The sequence below is a fragment of the Aureibaculum flavum genome (genome assembly GCF_016406085.1).
In the GTDB taxonomy this organism is placed as follows: Bacteria; Bacteroidota; Bacteroidia; order Flavobacteriales; family Flavobacteriaceae; genus Aureibaculum; species Aureibaculum flavum.
This window is the reverse complement of sequence record NZ_JAEHFJ010000017.1, coordinates 1-13,185: the sequence shown is the minus strand read 5'-3', so window position 1 is coordinate 13,185 and position 13,185 is coordinate 1. Positions and strand designations below refer to the sequence as shown.

Genomic DNA, 13,185 nt, shown 5'->3' with positions numbered 1-13,185 from the left:
AATTGGGTACGTTTCCTTGTTTTATACCTAAAACCTATAGAACTGCAAGCCCTTTCATTTAATACACAAATAAACTGTTCATTTCTTTCATACTTATAGGTTTACGTTGTAGGACGCAATCACCATTTGGTAATCACTGAATGAAGGGGATTTACAAATTAAGTTAACTATTATATATTTAATTATGAGTTTTAAAACTATTAAAATAACGATCATTGGATTGTTATTTTGTTTGAATTTTTATGGACAATCAGCACCCGAAAACTTTGATAATCCCATTTTACCAGGCTATCATCCTGATCCCTCCATATGTAGAGTAGGAGATGATTATTATTTAGTAAATTCTACTTTTGTATGGTTTCCTGGCATTCCAGTTTATCATAGTAAAGATTTGGTTAACTGGGAGTTAATTGGTCATGCAATTAATCGTCCAGAGCAAATGGATTTTACAGGCTTACCTGATAAACTGGGCGTTTTCGCCCCAACAATTAGATTTCACGACGGATTATTTTATATTATTAATACCTGCGTTGGATGTGGAATGAATTTTTATGTTACAGCCACCAATCCGGCGGGACCGTGGTCAGATCCTAATTGGTTGCCTGAAGCTCCTGGTATTGATCCATCACTCATGTGGGATGACGATGGAAAATGCTATTATACAGGGATGACGGGTGTAGAAGATAAACAATGGCCTGATCAGAGTGTCATTTTCAATCAGGAATTAGATTTAAATCAGAAAAAACTGGTAGGTGAGCGTCACGAGTTAACATTCGGACATGCAAATAATGCATCATATTCTGAAGGACCACATTTATACCATATTAATGGAAAATATTTACTGATGCTTTCAGAAGGAGGTACAGGCTTGTTTCATGCTCTTACCGTTCATCATAGTGATTCTATTAATGGCCCTTATATAGCAGATTATATAAATCCGGTACTTACACATCGTAACTTGGGCTTAGATTATCCATTACATGCCATAGGACATGGTGATTTGGTACAGACGCAACATGGCGAATGGTGGTCTGTAATGTTGGGTAAACGCAATATTGATAGAATAACCACATTAAGTAGAGAGACGTTTTTAGCCAAGGTAGAATTTGAAGGTCAAACTCCCATTTTTAATCCAGGTTATGGAAAAGTCTTAATGGAGCAAAAACGTCCAGATTTACCATGGACACCCGTTAAAAAAGATCCTATCAACGACCAATTTGAGGGCGACAGCTTAGCACTTAAATGGTATACTATCCGCACGCCTAAAGAATCTTTTTACACCTTGAAGGATGGACTACTTAAATTAAAATTAAGGAAAGAAGTTATGGATAGTTTGGTAAATTCATCCATACTTGTGCAACGTATAGAACATCATAAGTTTGAAGCCGCAACAAAAATGAGCTTTAAAACTTCTAAAGCCAATGAACAAGCCGGAATAACCATTTATAGAACCAATGAAAATCATTTTACGTTATTAAAAGATAAAACTTCATTGGTGCTTTTAAAAACGTTCATGGGTAAAAAAACAGAAATAGCACGGATTCCTTATAAGTCTAAAGAAGTTTATTTGAAAGTAAAAGCGAATGATTTGGAGGTACAATTTAGTTATGGTGCATCGATGGAATCATTACAACCCATTGGTGAAAAACAAAGCCTTATTGTGATTGCCGATGGACAAGGAAATGCTATGTTTAATGGGCCTGGAGTAGGTGTTTATGCTACAAGTAATGGTAAAAAATCAAAAAATAATGCTGTTTTTGATTGGTTTACCTATGAAGAAAAGTAAGCCACTAAAGCATGATGGAGTATTAGGCTATTTTAATAATTGGGTGTTTTATGTTGCTTCGTAATAGAATTCAAAAATGTATATTTGTTGCTAGGTTACTACTCAGATAACCTTATTCATAAAGTAGTAGATTAGGAATGATTAAACATTTAAGTATAGCAGAGGGTCAATACAACATTGAGTCAGGACTTGAATTATTGAACCCCAATATTATTTGGATTGATATTTTTAATGCAACCAAAGAAGAAATTACCGAAGTTGAAAAGTATTTTAACGTAGAATTATTTACTTCACAAGAAAGTGAAGAAATTGAATCGAGCTCAAAATATAACGAGACGGAAGACGAAATAGGGATCAACTTAAACTTTTTACGTACCGAAAAAAGAAATCATGTCAATGAACCTGTTTCTTTTATCTTAAAAAAGAATTTTTTAATAACGCAACGTGAGCAAGAATACAAAACGTTTCTTGATACTTATAAAAAAATTAAATCGGTACAGCCAAAAAACGGAACCGATGTATTACTCAGTATCCTAGATACACGAATTGACTTTGATGCCGATTTAATTGAAGATTTAACTGATAAAATATCTGGAATTAGTAAAGGATTGGTGAAAGACAACAATCTGGAACGCGAAATTTTATTAAAAATAACGGGTTATCAAGAATCCACTATTTCCATTCGTGAAAATATTATAGAGAAGCAACGGATCTTATCAGCCATTTTAAAAAGTAAATTTTTTCCACAAAAAAATTACGAGATTATTCAAGTAATGATTAAAGATGTGGGCTCACTATTAGACCATACCAGTTTTAATTTTGAACGATTAGAATTTCTTCAAAACACATTCTTAGGTCTTGTAAATATGGAGCAGAACCGCATTATTAAAATATTTACGGTAGTTACCGTTATTTTTATGCCACCTACGCTAATTGCGAGTATGTATGGTATGAACTTTAAATTTATTCCTGAATTAGATAAGCCTTGGGGCTATCCGTTTGCTATTGGATTAATGATTATTTCATCCGTACTTACACTCTTGTTTTTTAAACGTAAACGTTGGTTGTAATCCCTAAATGATAAGCCTATGCCTGATAAAACAAAGCCTAATTTTTGGTTAGACCTCATTTCACAATTTATGGAGCTCTTCTTAAAAAGTTCTAACAAAAGAAAGCGGACGTATCACCAGCATGTAGTTCCTTATGAAGACCGTTGGGCCGTTCGTAGAGAAGGGAATAAAAGAATTACTTCAGCACATAAATTACAAGAAACCGCCATTAGAAAAGCGAAACGATTGGCTAAAAAATACAAAGCAGATGTCATTATTCATCGTCAAGACGGTACCATCAGAGATCGTATTAATTACGATTAAAAAAAAAGGGTATTATGTTTGAATTAACTTTAAAACATTAATAACTGATTCTTTTCACTCTAATTTTTTATCTGATATTTTAAAATAAAAATTTATGGTGGCTTTGAAAATACGTATAAACAAACAGTTTCGCAGTTACCAAATGAGGTGAGACTTTATTATTTTTCTGTCCAGATGGTTTCAAATATTACGCAAACTACTAGCATTTCTTCGGTTGGTTTTTGTCCACTTTCTTCCAATACACTTTCAAAAAAGTCCCAATGAGCTTTTTTCCATTTTTCTAAGGGTTCAATATCCGTTCCCATATCCAATGCAGCATAAGCTTTGGAAATTTTATGGAAAGGAATGGTATCTGCACTGCTATTTTCTATGATCGCTTTTGCTTTTCCGTCAAAATCTGTTATTATTTGTTTGGTCCCAACTTTTGGAATGTCAACATTGTATTGTTTATACAAACTATATAGTCCAGATGAAGCTTTCTTTTTTCCATTTATGGTTAACGTTGCGAGTCTATTGGCGTCTTCTTTATTATTATGAAAAAAATCAGATTCTGGCATTTCTTGGTCTTTAAATTCAGGATTTGATTTGATGTAGTTATTCCACATATCATAGACTGATTGGTCTATTTCGCTCTCCGTTTCCGATTCTAACACTATCTCGGATTTCGTATCTGTTTCCGTTTTTGTTTCAGGCTTTGACTCGTTTTTACAACTCATAAGAATAAAAATCAATACAATAGCTAAATGTTTCATGGTTTTTTTAGAATTAATGACAATAAATTGTATACCGAATTGCAATTCCATTTATTGGTTTTCGATATTAATCTTATTTAAGTTTTCGACATCCAATTGGTCTCCAATATTTTTTAACTCAATTTCTTTTCCATCTTTCATTATTATTTTCAGAACGGAAAGTTTATTAGCGTCTAATCCTGAGGTGATTACTCTATTCAGAAGAAACATTGTGATTGAAAATGTACTTGGAGTAAATTCAATAGTTGCAATATCTTTATGACGAAAAAATTCTCTTTTTGTAAACAAGTTCAATACATTAAATTCCTTTGTTTCTATACCAAATTTAGTGGCAGTTATTGATTTTTTTTGCGTTGCAATGAATATGATAAATGCAAAAAACAATATCATAAATCCATTAAAATAGGGATCATTATTAAAAATCAGAATAAAATAAATGGATGCCCCTAAGGCAATTAACCTTACTAATAGTATTGAATATGAAAATTCTTGTATTTTGTATAGTATTCCCTTAACGTTTTTATCCATCCTTTTTATACTTAATAAGACGCTATCTTGTGAGGTACAGTAGCGTGTGTTTTTTATTGAAATTAAATTATGTGTTTAAGTCAAGGTTTGTAACGCCTTAATAATATCTTCAGGCTCTGAACGTGTTCTATAATCAACATTAACATAGTTCCATGTAACTACTCCGTCACGCCCAACTATAAACGTGGCTGGAATAGGTAATATATTACTATTGCCATTATTAATTTTTTCTAAATCAAGTTTTCTACCAACCCGCATATGTTCCTCCAAAAACGCGGGCACTTCCCAGGCAACTCCATATTGTGAAGCAACTTTTGCATCTTGATCAGAGAGTACAATAAAGTCCATTGCACTAATTTCATCTTTAGTCATTGATCCGTCAGGTACTTGTGGGCTTATGGCAACTAATGTAGCACCCAATGCATGAATTTCATCTAGTCTGGCTTGCAAGGCTCTCAATTGTAAGTTGCAATAGGGGCACCAATTGCCGCGATAAAAAGTGATCACAACAGGGCCTTTGTTTATTAGTGCGTCTAAAGATATTAATTTACCTTCAGCGTTAGGTAACTCAAAATTAGGAGCTTTCTGACTTATTTTAATGGCATCTTTACCTTGTTGAAAGGCTTTTGCTTGCTTTATAATAGCATCAACACCTTTCATGAATTCAGGATTAGCTTGTCGGCCTGATTCAATTTTAGCATCGGTTAGTTCTTTTAAATATTTCATAATTATCTTTATGGAAAAATGAGGTATTGCGTTTACTTAATACATTAGCCCTTTATGGTTTTACATGTGTTGTAATGAAATACGGCAACACGTTATTATTTGGAAAATTACGAGCTTCTAAGTCCTAATGTTTCGAAAAGCAAGATACTCAATTATAGACAAAACAATTGAGGTTAGCACCTAAACTCCTATTTTTATATATGTTTTGTATCCGAGCTTATTTTTCAATCATTTTACTTTTCAAATTCTTCCATTTCTTTGTAGAAATCAATCGCCTTTTCAACGGGTTTTCCACCAGAACCTGCTATTAAATTCCTAAACCATTTTTTATTCAGGTTTTCAAGTTTATGGTTTTTATACAACCAAAAGGAAAAATAAATAAAACTACCTGTTAAGAGTATTTGAAAGATAACATAAGGAACTCCTACGTTTTTAGGAAACCAATTGTCACTCAAATAAAATGTTGTAAAAAACGGAAATTGTAAACACATTATTTTTGCATGGTCAATTATGGAAAGTTGAAGTCTCGATAATTGTTTCTGAATTTCTATTATGCTCCCATCATAATTTATATTTTTTGTCCAAGCTAGATGTTTAATATAGTCAGCAAAACCTTTTATATTTATCAAAGAGATTGCCGAAACTGAAATAATAAAATAATTGTTTGCTGAAGAATAATTTGATATGGCATAAAACAAGGCGTAGCCTAAAAGGAGCAGATAAAACGCAAATGCTACTATTCCTGTCGTTTTTAAATGCACCAATCCTTTTAAAGCAGATTCTGCCTTTTGACCAATAATCTCTTTTAAAAGTAATTTATTAATTGCTAGTGTTTTTTCAATTTTGAGATTTTGTTCTTTCCAAATATTTATGAATTCTATATTATCCATTTTAGTGTTTATTAAGTTGATTAAATTTCTTTTTTAGTTGACTTTTAATTCTTCCAATTTTTGTGGCTACATTGGTTTCTGTAATTCCGATGATTTCTGAAATTTCTTTGTAACTTTTTTCTTCAAGGTATAGCAAAATTAGGGCTTTGTTCAAGTCATTTAATTCTGAAATAAAATGATTCAATATTCCCAAATTGGTTTCTTTTTCATTGGATATTTCTATCTCTGAAAAATCGAAAATAGCTGTTGTAATCGGATTGGAAATCCGTTTTCTACTGTTCTCTTTCCTGTAAAACGAGATAGCGACGTTCAGTGAAATTCTGTAGATCCAAGTAGAAATTTTAAATTTTTCGTTGTAGTTGTCAAATGATTTCCACAACTGCAAAATAATTTCTTGAACCAAATCTTTTCTATCTTCAATATTTCGACAATAGGAGTTTGCTACTTTAAATAGAATACCTTTATGGTCCTCAACAATAACGAGAAATTGGGCTGTTCTATCTTTGTACATAATTTGGGTTGAGCGATTGAGTACCTAATTTAAAAGCATAGGTTGTGCTTTTGGTTTTTATTGGTGTTTTCGATTCTGAACCATAATAATTTTTAGTAATTGAAATGCTACAACCTGCTGATAATAGTGTAAAGGCTGTAACAACAATAATAATTAATCTGATGTTTTTATGTTCCATTATTGTTCTATTTAATTAAGAAGTACGCGTCTTTTCTTAATTATTCGCACAATGGTTACAAAAATCACACTTTTAGAAGAAAATTTTTCAGACAAAAATTCGACGTACACTTTTAGTGAACTTCAGAGAAGAAGTTTACTGTTATTCCTGAGGTTTTTCTTACCTAGAATTAAACGCACCAGAACATATACGCTAACAATAACAAAGATAAGAAATATTGTTAGTTGTAGTTTAGGGTTTAATTAGATTTTTAATATCGTTTTATGTTGTACTCAGGCACATTTTTATATGTAACTAAAGTCTTTGCTATTTTTTGCAAATCAGATTCCGTAATTTCTATTTTAGGTGCTAATCGAAAAATTTGTTGTCCGCGTCTATTCACAAAAGCGGCTCTCCAGCCCAGCCATAGCAAACCATCAACATCCCAACCATGTTCTGCAATGAGCATGATAAATGCAAAAAACAATATTATAAATCCATTGAAGTAGGGATCATTATTAAAAATCAGAATAAAATTAATGGATGCCCCTAAGGCAATTAACCTTACTAATAGTATTGAATATGAAAAATCTTGTATTTTGTATAGTATTCTCTTAACGTTTTTATCCATCCTTTTTATACTTAATAAGACGCTATCTTGTGAGGTACAGTAGCATGTATTTTTTATTGAAATTAAAGTATGTGTTTAAGTCAAGGTTTGTAACGCCTTAATAATATCTTCAGGCTCTGAACGCGTTCTATAATCAACATTAACAAAGTTCCATGTAACTACTCCGTCACGCCCAACTATAAATGTGGCTGGAATTGGTAATATATTACTATTGCCATTATTAATTTTTTCTAAATCAAGTTTTCTACCAACACGCATATGTTCCTCCAAAAACGCGGGCACTTCCCAGGCAACACCATATTGTGAAGCAACTTTTGCATCTTGATCAGATAGTACAATAAAGTCCATTGCACTAATTTCATCTTTAGTCATTGATCCATCAGGTACTTGTGGGCTTATGGCAACTAATGTAGCACCCAATGTATGAATTTCATCTAGTTTGGCTTGCAAGGCTCTCAATTGTAAGTTGCAATAGGGGCACCAATTACCGCGATAAAAAGTGATCACAACAGGGCCTTTGATTATTAGTGCGTCTAAAGATATTAATTTACCTTCAGCATTAGGTAACTCAAAATTAGGAGCTTTCTGACTTATTTTAATGGCATCTTTACCTTGTTGAAAGGCTTTTGCTTGCTTTTTAATAGCATCTACACCTTACATGAATTCAGGATTAGCTTGTAGGCCTGATTCAATTTTAGCATCGGTTAGTTCTTTTAAATATTTCATAATTATCTTTATGGTAAAAAGAAGTATTGCGTTCACTTAATACATTAGCCCTTTATGTTTTTACATGTATTGCCCTGAATTTTGGAACGGTTTAGGGTATGAAACGTTTCGTTTTTTTTGGAATTAATTTTCCGATTGTCAAATTTATTTTTTAATTATTTATCATTTTAATTTTTTCATTCACCTTGTCTATGAAATTGTGTAAATACGTTGGAACATTATTTTTATCTTGGTCAATTCTCCAACTTTTTACATTTCCATTTTCCGAGTATTGAATAAATAATCCACCTCCATCTGCACAATCCGGACATCCAAAAACGGTTTCGCTTTCATTTAGAAGTTGATTCGGGAAAAAATCACCCAAGTTTTTGACGTCTTCAAATTTGTCATTTTCTAATGCTATAAATTCCAAATTTTGCCCTGAATAATCGTCAAGGGTATCCTCATATAATTTTTTATCCGTCAGTTTAAAAGTTTCTACGCAACCTTCACCAAAACATTCACCGTAGAAGTGCCCAAAAATTAAAAAGTTCTGTTCATTTATTTCAATGTTGTCATCATCATTGTTACAAGAAATTAAACCTCCGATTGCAAATAGTAATAAAAATAGTTTTTTCATAATATCATTTTATAAAGAAGATTCACAATTCTCTATTTAGTTGCGTTCAAATCGTTTTTAACGTTGACATAAGAAACAGAGCGTGTAAATAGAAACTAACTTTTCGGATTATCATCACCTATCGAAACCACATTAGTATGCATCGGCAAGATAACTCTATTAACGATTGATTTAATCGATTTTATGAACCGTACACTTACTGCAATTTAAGCGTATTTAATAATTGTTTAGCTTGTGCTTCTGTAATTATAACATCATTTTTAGTGAGATTGGTAACCAATGCAGAAGCTGAGGGTGCAGGTGGTCTTGCAACTAGGGTTGTCAGTTTTCAAAGGATTAATATCAATAGTTTTAAGATAAGCCACACATACGTGTAAGAATAACCTTGAGTAAAATTCATTTTTTTAAGAAATGCTTTTTTATTGAATTTTATAGGATGAGGGTGTCCATTTTATTTATAACGTTAAGATTTCCATATTTTATTTTTAATTCTAGTTATTCCATTAAAAATAAGAGCAGGCACAACAATTAATACGGTTACTTTTACGAATGGTAAAATGTATACCATCCAATTTTGTGGCATGTCATTAGAATTTTCACCATTACCAGTTTCTGAATTTATTCTAAAACTGTCTGCCCAATCGCTATAGGTTAATGTCCAAAAGGCTAGTGAAAGCAAGACACTAATAACTGTAAGAAGTAACAATTGACGCTTGTGTTTTGTAATTATTTCTCCTACCGCAGTTAAATGATGTACATCAGATTTAAAATTAAATTTACTGAAAGCACCCACTATCCATCTCCAATGTAATGCGAGGTGAATACCTAATATAACCATGAAAAGCGTAGCACTAATAGTATGAATTTGTGACCAAAAAGGATCGGGCTCAAAATGAATCCCAAATAGTGGTAAGGCAGCTTCAGATATCACAATTCCTGAAACCGTTACAAGTATCATCAATAAAAATAAGCTCCAGTTTAATATATAATCAAAACGCGTTTTATTAGGATTTTTCTTAAAAAATTTAGTAGAATTTGTTGCAATCCAATTCCAATTAATGATCAAGTGTATATAAAAGGGGATCAGTATGATAAAACTTGCCCACTCATGAATTGGTATTCCAGTGGTTTGGGGAATTAATACTAAAATCATAAGGGTAAAAAATAAAATATCAACATATATTCTAACTTTCGATGTTTTCTTTTTACCCTTATTCATGATTTTTTTTAATTAAAAGTGGATCGTATATTTATATTTAGAGATACTATTTAACAAGTTTTCCATTTAGATAGATACTTGTTTCCATTTCTGTTTCTTGCACTATTCCTTCACCAGCAAAACAACAACGAAGTGCTTGAGCAGCAAACTGATTTACCAATTTTACATCTGCTTCACTTTTAACTATGATTCTGGTTATAACTTCTGTCATTTCACCGGTCATTGCTGGGGTCATAAAATTATTTTCGCGGTAATTGAACTGATGCTCAACAGCGAAATCATCAATTTTAACACCTTTTTTCTGAAAATACATCATGTTTGGAGTCAATTGGCTCATTAAACAAAACGATGTGCCTAACGTAAAATATTCTCTAGATGTAGGTGCTGCGTTTGTGCCTTCATAGCCACGACTATCATCCGCATAAAGTTCCCAGGTTTCGTAGTTTGCTGTTAATGATTTCACTCTTATTCTATGTAAATAGAGAAGCTTAGCATTATTTGCTGATTCTGCAATACCAATTTCCGAGAAACTCATTTCTTTTGGAAAATCATTCATATCCATATCTAGATCTTCTTTCACTTTTATGGTCTGCAATTGTAATGCCTTTGTTGTATTTGAAATAATACGACCATTATCGGTAGAAATAGGAGAAGGAATTTGTCCTGCTTGGGCAGCTTGTCCATCCCATTCGTCACCGTTAATTACATTTGCTGCATCAATAGCAGTTTTGTTAGCTAAAGACTCGCCAATCGACCAGGCTCTAATTGCCATTGCTTTTAATTCTTTAATTTTTTGAGGTGATTCATTACTTTTTATAATGATATTGCTTACTACTTTATCTGTAAAACCGGCCCAATTATCAGTCATAATATCGCTCCATCTAAAAAAGAATTCTGTTTCCACTTTTACATCTTCAACATCCAATCCCATTATTTGTATACTTCTTTCAACCTGAGTAAGCAGGTCAGAAGCTGCTCCAGCTGTGTAGTAAGATAAAGGGTTGGGGGCACTCTGCGGATTACCTCCTTCATCGCTTGTCATTTGCCATGCACTTAAATTATTTTCTCCAACAGTTTTTACGACCCCTTTTTTCAAGAAAGGCTTCTCTTTGTTTAAAACTCTTTTTGCTGAAGTGACAATATTCTCACTAATAGCAGCATTTACAGGTGTTGCTTTTGTGGGATAAAATGTTGTAGGTTGGTTAAAATTATCAACTCTTTTTACTACTGAATACTCTTTTTGAACTTGGTTTACATCATGTTGAGCATAACCAGTTCCAATTGCGATGAGAAGTGCTATTTGAAAAGTAATAACGCTAATGTTTTTTGTTGTTTTCATTGTTACCGAATTTAGATTGTTAATTGGTAACAAAGGTGAAGTACTATAAGATCAAAAACATTGACAAATGATAAATAATCACTTTTTTGCTTTTATTCTGCTTAAACTCTCTTGGGTGATACCCAGAAAGTGAGATAAGTTTTTATTTGATAATCGTTGAACTATTCGTTTGTCGTTTTTTATTAAATATTCATAGCGTTGTTTTGCGTCTAAACTTAAAAAAGTTCTGATACGCCAATGATTATTAAGATAGGTGATTTCGAGCATTTTGATGTAAAAATCTTTAAAAAGACTGCTCTTGCTAAGTCCTAATTTAAAATCGGTATGCGAAATGGTTAATAACTTAGAAGGTTCTACTACAGTAATATATTCATTGGAAGGTGTTCCTTTAATGAAACTATGGAAGGATGAAATCAATTGATTCTCAAAAGCAACATATCGTATGGTTTCTTGTCCATTAGCATCAATGAAATTACATTTTACACAACCTTCAATAACAAAATAGAGATTACGACAAATGTTACCATCTTCGTTTAATAGTTCTTCTTTTGCAGCTTCAATATATTTAAAGTTTTTTACAACCTCAGAAACTTCCTCGGAAGTACATTCGAATTTATTTACTAAAAATTGTTCTAAACGCTCTGTCATAACGTATATGTTGGTTGCTAGTATTTACGCTTTTAGGTTGATTTAATTTTTTTTAATCTCCATGAGCACCGAAATGTCGAGTCTACTAAGTTTTGACCATATAAAAGTACATAAATCTTTCGGTTTAGTCAGTTTTCCGTGATGTTTATGGGGTTTGTCTAGCATTAATTTCTTTTTCCAGCTTTTTTATATCCGTATGGACGGTATTTTTCTAAATGTTGATAGATTTTAATGGTTTTTAAAATTTCAAGAACGTTTTTTTTTGGACCAATTTCTTTTTTGTTTTTAGGATGTGTATGATGATTGGAAATTAATAAAGGCTGTACCGTATTGGAAGTCAATTGGATAAAATGTTCAGTGGAAATGTCTTTTTTTGATGCAAAAAACGAATCATATAATTTATTTAAACGGTATACAATAAAGCGAGAAATGTTCAGTTATATAAGCCTGGAGAAATGGCAGAGTGGCTGAATGCAGCGGTAATTTATTACTGTAGAGGGTTAAACCTCCGAGGGTTCGAATCCCTTCTTTCTCCGCAAAAGGAAACCCACAACGGAAGTTGTGGGTTTTTTGTTTCCAAGAGCGTCAAAAGCTTGCTTTTGTAAGTGATATGGAAACAAAAAACCCAAAAAAACACATCGTGTTTTTGGGTTTCTATGCTTGCTTAGGATACCCTTTCTGGGATCACGACCGTAGGGAGTAATCCTTAGAATATTTTCGTAAGAGAAGGGAAAACAAAAAACCCAAAAAAACACATCGTGTTTTTGGGTTTCTATGCTTGCTTAGGATACCCTTTCTGGGATCACGACCGTAGGGAGTAATCCTTAGAATATTTTCGTAAGAGAAGGGAAAACAAAAAACCCAAAAAAACACATCGTGTTTTTGGGTTTCTATGCTTGCTTAGGATACCCTTTCTGGGATCACGACCGTAGGGAGTAATCCTTAGAATATTTTCGTAAGAGAAGGGAAAACAAAAAACCCAAAAAAACACATCGTGTTTTTGGGTTGCTATGCTTGCTCGGGATACCCTTTCTGGGATCACGACCGCAGGGAGTAATCCTTGAAATATTTTTGTAAGCGATATGGAAACAAAAAACCCAAAAAAACACATCGTGTTTTTGGGTTGCTATGCTTGCTCAGGATACCCTTTTTGGGATGACGACCGCAGGGAGTAATCCTTGAAATATTTTCATAAGAGAAGGGAAACAAAAAACCCAAAAAAACACATCGTGTTTTTGGGTTTCTATGCTTGCTTAGGATACCCTTTCTGGGATCACGAC

16 protein-coding genes and 1 tRNA gene are annotated in these 13,185 nt (G+C 32.6%); 4 read left to right on the top strand and 13 right to left on the bottom strand.

Annotation, left to right across the window (positions count from 1 at the left end; all coding sequences use genetic code 11):
- Positions 1-184 precede the first annotated feature (184 nt).
- From JBL43_RS19785 to JBL43_RS19775, 3 genes are all read left to right on the top strand, one after another.
- Positions 185-1,786 carry a glycoside hydrolase family 43 protein gene (locus JBL43_RS19785; RefSeq protein ID WP_198843090.1) on the top strand — a complete coding sequence of 534 codons (1,602 nt, stop codon included), beginning with the start codon at positions 185-187 and terminating at the stop codon, positions 1,784-1,786.
- 137 nt (positions 1,787-1,923) lie between these two features.
- On the top strand, positions 1,924-2,856 hold the full coding sequence (gene corA, locus JBL43_RS19780; RefSeq protein ID WP_117880474.1) for a magnesium/cobalt transporter CorA: 933 nt from the start codon (positions 1,924-1,926) through the stop codon (positions 2,854-2,856).
- A gap of 18 nt (positions 2,857-2,874) precedes the next feature.
- Complete coding sequence (locus JBL43_RS19775; protein WP_198843089.1) at positions 2,875-3,159, top strand: DUF2188 domain-containing protein; 285 nt, start codon at positions 2,875-2,877, stop codon at positions 3,157-3,159.
- Positions 3,160-3,317: 158 nt separating this feature from the next.
- Here JBL43_RS19775 and JBL43_RS19770 read toward each other — a convergent pair whose 3' ends face one another.
- The 13 genes from JBL43_RS19770 to JBL43_RS19710 all read right to left on the bottom strand — a co-directional run bounded on the left by JBL43_RS19770 (position 3,318) and on the right by JBL43_RS19710 (position 12,246).
- Positions 3,318-3,911 (bottom strand): ASCH domain-containing protein, encoded by a 594-nt coding sequence (locus JBL43_RS19770; protein WP_198843088.1) that lies wholly within the window; start codon positions 3,909-3,911, stop codon positions 3,318-3,320.
- Between the two features lie 51 nt (positions 3,912-3,962).
- On the bottom strand, positions 3,963-4,439 hold the full coding sequence (locus JBL43_RS19765) for a hypothetical protein (protein ID WP_198843087.1): 477 nt from the start codon (positions 4,437-4,439) through the stop codon (positions 3,963-3,965).
- A 75-nt stretch (positions 4,440-4,514) separates the two neighbouring features.
- Positions 4,515-5,165 (bottom strand): peroxiredoxin-like family protein, encoded by a 651-nt coding sequence (locus JBL43_RS19760; RefSeq protein ID WP_198843086.1) that lies wholly within the window; start codon positions 5,163-5,165, stop codon positions 4,515-4,517.
- 233 nt (positions 5,166-5,398) lie between these two features.
- Complete coding sequence (locus tag JBL43_RS19755) at positions 5,399-6,055, bottom strand: hypothetical protein (RefSeq protein ID WP_198843085.1); 657 nt, start codon at positions 6,053-6,055, stop codon at positions 5,399-5,401.
- 1 nt (position 6,056) lies between these two features.
- Complete coding sequence (locus tag JBL43_RS19750) at positions 6,057-6,566, bottom strand: RNA polymerase sigma factor (RefSeq protein ID WP_198843084.1); 510 nt, start codon at positions 6,564-6,566, stop codon at positions 6,057-6,059.
- Positions 6,553-6,744 carry a hypothetical protein gene (locus tag JBL43_RS19745; RefSeq protein WP_198843083.1) on the bottom strand — a complete coding sequence of 64 codons (192 nt, stop codon included), beginning with the start codon at positions 6,742-6,744 and terminating at the stop codon, positions 6,553-6,555. Before JBL43_RS19745 ends, JBL43_RS19750 begins: the two co-directional genes overlap by 14 nt.
- A gap of 250 nt (positions 6,745-6,994) precedes the next feature.
- Positions 6,995-7,354, bottom strand: coding sequence for a hypothetical protein (locus JBL43_RS19740; RefSeq protein WP_198843082.1), 360 nt, complete (start codon positions 7,352-7,354; stop codon positions 6,995-6,997).
- 75 nt (positions 7,355-7,429) lie between these two features.
- Entirely contained in the window at positions 7,430-7,948 is a 519-nt protein-coding gene (locus tag JBL43_RS19735; protein WP_317193475.1) for a peroxiredoxin-like family protein, read from the bottom strand.
- A 283-nt stretch (positions 7,949-8,231) separates the two neighbouring features.
- The gene (locus tag JBL43_RS19730; protein ID WP_198843081.1) at positions 8,232-8,699 is read right to left on the bottom strand and encodes a hypothetical protein; all 468 of its coding nucleotides are present in this window, start codon (positions 8,697-8,699) and stop codon (positions 8,232-8,234) included.
- Between the two features lie 463 nt (positions 8,700-9,162).
- Positions 9,163-9,918, bottom strand: coding sequence for a DUF4405 domain-containing protein (locus JBL43_RS19725; RefSeq protein WP_198843080.1), 756 nt, complete (start codon positions 9,916-9,918; stop codon positions 9,163-9,165).
- 46 nt (positions 9,919-9,964) lie between these two features.
- Positions 9,965-11,257, bottom strand: coding sequence for an OsmC family protein (locus tag JBL43_RS19720; RefSeq protein WP_198843079.1), 1,293 nt, complete (start codon positions 11,255-11,257; stop codon positions 9,965-9,967).
- Between the two features lie 78 nt (positions 11,258-11,335).
- Positions 11,336-11,905: a Crp/Fnr family transcriptional regulator gene (locus JBL43_RS19715; RefSeq protein ID WP_198843078.1), complete on the bottom strand. Its 570-nt coding sequence runs from the start codon at positions 11,903-11,905 to the stop codon at positions 11,336-11,338.
- Positions 11,906-12,069: 164 nt separating this feature from the next.
- A complete protein-coding gene (locus JBL43_RS19710) occupies positions 12,070-12,246 on the bottom strand; it encodes a hypothetical protein (protein ID WP_198843077.1) in 177 nt (58 codons plus the stop codon).
- Between the two features lie 108 nt (positions 12,247-12,354).
- On the opposite strand from JBL43_RS19710, the gene JBL43_RS19705 reads away from it, so the two are divergent.
- Positions 12,355-12,441 (top strand) — tRNA-Lys (locus JBL43_RS19705).
- Positions 12,442-13,185 lie beyond the last annotated feature (744 nt).